At 70.2% G+C, this 6,403-nt stretch carries 8 protein-coding genes; 2 read left to right on the forward strand and 6 right to left on the reverse strand.

Annotated features, from left to right (window positions below; translation table 11 throughout):
- Window positions 1–169: 169 nt before the first annotated feature.
- A complete protein-coding gene (locus NBX02_RS12825) occupies window positions 170–601 on the reverse strand; it encodes a PIN domain-containing protein (protein WP_250286794.1) in 432 nt (143 codons plus the stop codon).
- Between the two features lie 9 nt (window positions 602–610).
- Window positions 611–868 carry a type II toxin-antitoxin system Phd/YefM family antitoxin gene (locus NBX02_RS12830; protein ID WP_250286793.1) on the reverse strand — a complete coding sequence of 86 codons (258 nt, stop codon included), beginning with the start codon at window positions 866–868 and terminating at the stop codon, window positions 611–613.
- Between the two features lie 212 nt (window positions 869–1,080).
- On the opposite strand from NBX02_RS12830, the gene NBX02_RS12835 reads away from it, so the two are divergent.
- Window positions 1,081–1,632, forward strand: coding sequence for a toll/interleukin-1 receptor domain-containing protein (locus tag NBX02_RS12835; protein WP_250286790.1), 552 nt, complete (start codon window positions 1,081–1,083; stop codon window positions 1,630–1,632).
- A 4-nt stretch (window positions 1,633–1,636) separates the two neighbouring features.
- On the opposite strand, the gene NBX02_RS12840 is transcribed toward NBX02_RS12835, so the two are convergent.
- From NBX02_RS12840 to NBX02_RS12850, 3 genes are all read right to left on the reverse strand, one after another.
- Window positions 1,637–2,314, reverse strand: coding sequence for a TetR/AcrR family transcriptional regulator (locus NBX02_RS12840; RefSeq protein WP_250291501.1), 678 nt, complete (start codon window positions 2,312–2,314; stop codon window positions 1,637–1,639).
- 373 nt (window positions 2,315–2,687) lie between these two features.
- Window positions 2,688–3,554 (reverse strand): N-acetylmuramoyl-L-alanine amidase, encoded by an 867-nt coding sequence (locus NBX02_RS12845; protein ID WP_250286783.1) that lies wholly within the window; start codon window positions 3,552–3,554, stop codon window positions 2,688–2,690.
- A gap of 50 nt (window positions 3,555–3,604) precedes the next feature.
- On the reverse strand, window positions 3,605–4,522 hold the full coding sequence (locus NBX02_RS12850) for a DUF3097 domain-containing protein (protein WP_250286779.1): 918 nt from the start codon (window positions 4,520–4,522) through the stop codon (window positions 3,605–3,607).
- 342 nt (window positions 4,523–4,864) lie between these two features.
- Between NBX02_RS12850 and NBX02_RS12855 the strand changes: the two genes are divergently transcribed.
- Entirely contained in the window at window positions 4,865–5,455 is a 591-nt protein-coding gene (locus NBX02_RS12855) for an isochorismatase family protein (RefSeq protein WP_250286777.1), read from the forward strand.
- 111 nt (window positions 5,456–5,566) lie between these two features.
- Here the strand turns inward: NBX02_RS12855 and NBX02_RS12860 are convergent, their stop codons facing one another.
- Window positions 5,567–5,860 (reverse strand): DUF4193 domain-containing protein, encoded by a 294-nt coding sequence (locus tag NBX02_RS12860; RefSeq protein ID WP_250286775.1) that lies wholly within the window; start codon window positions 5,858–5,860, stop codon window positions 5,567–5,569.
- Window positions 5,861–6,403: the final 543 nt, after the last annotated feature.

Here is a 6,403-nt window from a genome sequence, read left to right on the forward strand (position 1 = left end):
TCCACTGCTTGCTCCCTTTGGGCGGTTTTGCCGGGAGCGCGTGTTTGTCGGGGGAGTGAGCCTCTGCCGTCCTGCGGTGGGGGTTGACGGGAGCCGCGATGGGCTGGTCCGGGATGCTCCAGCTTTCCCCGGCTTCGCCGCCCTTCGGCTGGCGTCGGTGGCCTACCCGTCAACCATGGGAGTCGAAGAAGAGCCCGACCCGATCGGTTGTCCAGGTCGGGACGCCAGTGCCAAAGAAGTCCTGATCCTCGGTCCAGATCGGGCAATCCAGAACAAGAGCGGTCGCAAGCACCGGCCAGTCGTCGGCATCTCGGTCAACAATACGAGCCAGTGCGGCGTCACGGGCAAGCCCATAGGTGTCCGCATCGATGCCGAGAACGATTGGCTCGAGACCGTCGAGAACAGCGAGCGCGGCCTGCGGGTCGAGACCTCGTTTGGAGAGGATGCCGGTCAGGTACCTCCTTGCATCCAGGTACGCGACGTCAGGGGCGAAGAACGCCACCTTGCCGGCACAGGTAATCACAAGATCCCGCACACGTTTCCCCAGCGCAGCTCGGATCAGGATGTTCGCGTCAAGGACCAGGCTCTTCTGTTCTGACATGACGGCGTGTCAGGCGGTGGGCCGCTTGCGTCGGGCAGCCTTGAACTCGGACACGACCGCGTCGACCTCGACATCTCCCTGTGCCAGAAGCCCATCGAGAGCGGCAGCTGCCGCCTTGAGCGCGGCCAGCTCGGCATCAAGATCGGACTTGGCGGGGATGAAGTAGCCGACCGTACGACCGTGACGGGTCACTGCCACCGGCTCGTCAGAAGCGATGTAGTCGGCCAGGCCAGCGCGGAACTCACGGATGCCTACCTTGGTCACCATGGCACACCTCCTCATATTTGTGAATCACGGTGTACACAACTGCCATCGGGTCTCCGAGCGCCATACAGGTCACGTCGGCTGATGGCCGGGATGCACGGTGGGGCCGGCCAGGAACTCAGGTGGCCTGACTGCTCACGTAGAGTCGGGCCTGGCGGGTGAGGCGTCCGATCCTCGGTCCGGTCGCCCGGTGGCGGTGCCGTACGGGGGCCGGTGTGTCTCTTACCTTCATCAGTTACGCGTCGGAGGATCGCGCGGCGGCGGACCTGCTCAGGAGCAGGCTTGTCGCCGCCGGGTTCGCCGGCGTCTTTCTTGACTCCGATGGCATCCCACCGGCGGCCCGGTGGGAGAAGCATCTCTGGCGGGAGCTCCGCCGCGCGGACGCCGTAGTGTTTCTCGGGAGCCGCCGTTCCGCCGACTCACAGTGGTGTCACATTGAGCTCGTCTACGCGTGGGACAGGGGGATTCCGGTTTTTCCCGTCCGGCTGGAGCCGGGTCTCCAGCTCTCCCTGCTCACCGACACCCAGTGGATCGACGCGTCCGCGGGAGGCGGGTGGCACCACACGCCGTTCATGGCCGGCGCAGGAGCCGTTCAGGCGTGGGATCTGGCGCTGCGCCGGCGGATACTGTGGTGGTGGCGTGAGGAGCTGAACACGGCTCCGCCCGTTCGTGGCCGACGGGTGGGCGAACAGCGGGTGCCAACGCGGGAGCCGACGCGGTGCTCCCGCAGCTCCCTCGCTCGCGGCCGGCGGCGCCGGCCGGAGTGATGGGTCAGTGGGCCGGGCTGAGGTCGCTGAGGATCAGGCGGGCGACGGTGCGGATGATGTCGTCGTCGCCGACGGGGAGCTCCTGGGCGCGGCAGTAGTACCAGGCGCGTTCGAGCATCCCCATGATCGATAATCCCAGGGCCTCCGGCACGATGGTCGGCTCGGCCTGGCGGCCGCGCAGGTTCGCCCCCAGCAGGAACGCGACCCGCATCTGCATCCGTCTGCTGCTGGTGCGGAACTGCTCGTCCGCTGGCGCGGAGGGACCAGAGGCGAAGATGAACGCGCCATGCACGTCCATGAACGCGAAGTAGGCACGCACCCATCCGATCACGTCGGGCAGGTCGCACGGCCGCGGCATCACCTCCCAGCGGGAAACAATCTTGAGAATGTCCCGGTAGGCGTTCTCCCCGAGAGCGTTGAATACCTCACGCTTGTCACGGAAGTAGGTGTAGAAGCCGGCCCGCGAGATCCCGCACGCGTCGGTGATGTTGCCGATCCGGGTGCCCGCGTAGCCGCGGTCGAGAAACAGCCGGCGCGCCCCCTCGAGGATGGCGTCGCGGGTACGGGCCGCCCGCTGGCCAAGTGCGGCGTCCCGCCGCGTCGTCGCTGCCGCCGTCCCTTCGTCGATGACGCCCCTCCTTGGTCCGGCGCATGGCGACGCAGGGTCGACCGGTATGTTCACGACTGCCCCCATGCGGTCGAAAATCCCGCTATAGCGGACAATTTTACTGCTTGATGCTTTCCGTCAATATGCTGTCGCCAGAACGACAGCCGAGTGCGCGAAAGCACCTCGGCAAATCATGTCAAACAGAGTTGAATCGCTAGTTTACAGGAATATCTGCCTTTGTCGCAAGATGCTACATATACGAAATATCGGTGACGTCGACGCGCCACTGGCCGAGCTGGCGGCGCGGACCCGTGCCGTTGGCGCGGCTCGGCCGATATGGCTCGGCAAATGCACGTGCGCGAAGCTCGGGAACGCCACCCACACCCAACCAGGGCATCGCGCCGTCCGGTAACCATGTGGTGGACGTGTGGTCGGGAAGACGGTGTGCTCAGGAAGGCGGTACGGTCAGGAAGGCGGTTATCCCGTCCGTGATGCCCTGCGCGGCACGCCCGCGCCACGCGGGGTCGGAGACCCGCGCGGCATCGGCGGGATTGCGCATGTTGGCGCACTCGATGAACACCTTGGGCACCCGGGAGAGGTTCAGGCCACCCAGATCCGTACGGAACGCCAGGCCGTCGTGCGCGATGTAGTCCGCCCGGGTTTCGCCGGTGCTCCGTTCGAACGCGGCGCCCACCGCGTCCGCCAGCCGGGCCGACGGGGCGAGGATCACGGCGTTGCCGCCGTCCGGGCTCAGGCTCGGGGCGATGACATGGAACCCGGTACCGCTCGCCGGGCCGCCGTCGGCGTGCACGGACACGGCCGCGTCCGCGTGCGCGTCGTTGCCGATACGGGCCCGCTCGTCGATGCACGGGCCGACCCCGTTGTCGTCCGTCCTGGTCAGGACGACGGTGGCGCCTCGGCCACGCAGCAGTTCGGCCACGCGGGTGGCCACGTCGAAGGTGAACGCGTGCTCGGGATACCCGTCGACGGTCTGCGAGCCGACGGTGTCGCACTCCTTGGCGATGCCGCCGGCGAGCACCTTCCGGTTGATCGCTGCGGGCGCCCTCGCGTTGCCCCCGTTATGGCCGGGATCGAGCAGGACGGTGCGCCCGCGCAGCAGGTCCGGCCTGGCCGCGGCCCCGGCTCCGGCCGCGCTCGGCTCGGGCGACGGCGACGCCGCGGCCGCCCCGGACATCCCGAACGGCGGCGGGGGCGGGCCGGAACGCGCCGCGTGCACCGCGAAGGCCACGATCGCGACCACCACGACGAGTGCGACGACAAAACCCGGCCTGAGCGCTCTCCACCGCGGTGGCATCTAGCGTCGCCCCGTCCGGGACAAGGGGATGCCGGCGGCGGGACCGGGCCTCATGTCCGGCCGCTTTCGCGTCCCCCGTAGCGTTCCGCGCCGCGTTCGTCGCCGTGCTTGCCGTCGCCGTGCTTGCCGTCGCCGTGCTCGTCGTCACCGTCGCCCGCCGGTACCGCGACGAAGTCGATGAGACGTTCGACCGCGCCGAGCAGGCCGGCTTCGACGTCCGTGTAGGAACGCACGCCGGCGAGCACCCGGCGCCACATGTCGGCGGGCTCGGCGACGCCCAGTGCGCGGCACACCCCCTCCTTCCACGGCTGGCCCCGGGGTACCTGGGGCCAGGCCGCGATGCCCACGGAGGACGGCTTGACCGCCTGCCAGATGTCCACGTAGGGATGCCCGGTGACGAGCACGTACGGTGACGTCACGGACGCGGCGATGCGGCTCTCCTTGGAGCCGGCGACCAGATGGTCGACGAGCACGCCGAGACGGCGCCGCGGGCCAGGCCGGAAGGCGGCGACCAGCGCGGGCAGGTCGTCGACGCCGTCCAGGCTTTCCACGACGACGCCCTCCACCCGCAGGTCGTCGCCCCAGATGCGTTCGACGAGCGTGGCGTCGTGCAGCCCCTCCACGTAGATCCGGCTCGCCCGCGCGACCCGGGCCGGCTGGCCGGGCACGGCGATGGAGCCGGACGCCGTGCGGGCCGGGGCCGCCGGCACCGGCCGTCCCGGCCGGGTCAGCGTCACCGTCCGCCCGTCCAGCAGGAACGCGCCCGCGGCAAGGGGGAAGGCGCGGCGGCGGCCGTGCCTGTCCTCCAGCACGACCCCGCCCGCCTCAGCCTCGATCACCGCCCCGCAGAAACCGGTCGCGGTGTCCTCGACGACGAGGCCGGGGGTGGCCTCGACCGACGGCGGCGCGGCGGGCCGCGCACGCCCGCTCCGCGCCAGCACGTCGGGCCCGTAGTCTCTGCTGCGCACCCGACCACTGTAACGGGGCGGTATGACAACCGCGCATCAGCTTTGAATCCGTACGTATCCTGTACGGATACGGCCGGCACCGGCGTTCGTGGCAGATACCACATCAAACGGGTACCGCATCAAACGGGTACCACGTCAAGCGGATACCACGTCAAGCGGATACCACGTCAATTCGGCACCGGCGACCCGGCCCGGGCAATCCGGCATGGGCCCGGGTGGGCGGGGCCTGAATGCCGACGGGCAATATCCGGCAAACGCCTGGCATCCGTATGCGGGCGGGCCGCGCCCCACCGTGGGAGGCCCGGAATGCCGCGGCAGGCCGGCAGTGGGCAGAATCGGCTCATGACCGACGACTACGGGCCGGGCGTCGCACTCCTGGTGATCGACGTCCAGAACGACTTCGCCGCGCCGACTGGCAGCCTGTACGTGACCGGCGGCGAGGAGATCATCCCACTCGTCAACGACGAGATCGGACGGGCCGTGGCCGCGGGCTCACCGGTCGTCTACACGCAGGACTGGCATCCGCCGGCCACCCCGCACTTCGTCACCGGCGGCGGCATCTGGCCGCCGCACTGCGTGCGGGAGACCGAAGGCGCGCGGCTGCATCCGGCCCTGCGGGTCGACGGGACGATCGTGCGCAAGGGGACGGGCGGCGAGGACGGCTATTCCGGATTCACCGTACGGGACCCGCTCACCGACGCCGGCCGGGCGACCGAGCTGGTCGACGTCCTCACCGCTCAGGGGGTCCGCAGGATCGTCGTGGCCGGCCTTGCCGGGGACCACTGTGTGAAGGCAACGGCCCTGGACGGCCGAGCGCTGGGTTTCGACGTGGTGGTCCCGCTAGCCCTTACCCGCTTCGTCAGCCTGCGGCCCGGGGACGAGGAACGGGCCGTCGCGCAGATGCGGGAGGCAGGGATCCAGGTACTCACCTGATCATCAGCACTCACCTGATCATCAGGACGACCGGGTGGGCCCGCCCCGCCCCGCCCGCGGCGCACGGGGGCCCACCCGGCACGGCTCCATGGCCCGCGCGGCCCGTCCGGCCTACGCGGCGCAGTCCGCGCAGATCATCCGCCGGCTGTCGGCGAGCTGGCTGCGGTGATGGACCAGGAAACAGCTCGTGCAGGTGAACTCGTCCGCCTGTCGGGGCAGTACGCGGACAGTAAGTTCCTCCCCGGACAGGTCCGCGCCGGGCAGGTCGAGCTCGGACTCGAACGGGTCGACATCGTCCCCGAGGTCGGCCGCCGCGTCCGCCCGTCGTGCCTTGAGCGCCTCCAGACTCTGCTCGGCGACCTCCTCGGCATCGCTGATCCGGGGGGTGTCGTAATCGGTGGCCACTGAAATACTCCCGTGAAATTAAGTGCGCTGCTCTCTCGTGCCCCACCCACAACGCACGGCCGGTGGGGTATGTGCCCGCCCGGACGATCCCGAACAGATGTGGCCTTCGCCACACCTGTTGCGCTCCCACGTCCCAGGTGTCATCGGACGCCGGCGGGCATCGGGCCGGGGGCGCCCGCCGGGGCCACCATCACCCCCGGCGGCTCCCCCGGCGACGCGGAGGAAGTCTCCCCCGACAACGCCTGGGAAATCCTCCGGGAACGCGCGGAAGGCGGCTCACCGGGAACGGGTGACCCGGCCCGGCATACCCCGCCCGGCACACGCCCGAACACGGGAACCGCGGCAGGAGCCGGCCGTCCCGCCCGGCCCCGCCAGCATGCGCCCGGCCCCGCCAGCATGCGCCCGGCCCTGCCAGCATGCGCCGGCGACAGGCTGCCCGTCAGGTGCGGAGCGGCCCCGCGCCGCGACCCACCCCCCTGACCCGCGCCCGGACCACGTTGCCCGCTGGGAGCCCGGCTCATGCCGGCCGGCCCGCATGAGCCC

Origin of the sequence: Protofrankia sp. CiP1_Cm_nod1, from assembly GCF_920888515.1 — a bacterium.
Taxonomy (GTDB): domain Bacteria; phylum Actinomycetota; class Actinomycetes; order Frankiales; family Frankiaceae; genus Protofrankia.

Excerpts from the sequence above, each read along its gene's own strand:
- NBX02_RS12825 (WP_250286794.1), bottom strand. The coding sequence starts at position 601 with ATGTCAGAACAGAAGAGCCTGGTCCTTGACGCGAACATCCTGATCCGA.
- NBX02_RS12830 (WP_250286793.1), bottom strand. The coding sequence starts at position 868 with ATGGTGACCAAGGTAGGCATCCGTGAGTTCCGCGCTGGCCTGGCCGAC.
- NBX02_RS12845 (WP_250286783.1), bottom strand. The coding sequence starts at position 3,554 with ATGCCACCGCGGTGGAGAGCGCTCAGGCCGGGTTTTGTCGTCGCACTC.
- NBX02_RS12855 (WP_250286777.1), top strand. The coding sequence starts at position 4,865 with ATGACCGACGACTACGGGCCGGGCGTCGCACTCCTGGTGATCGACGTC.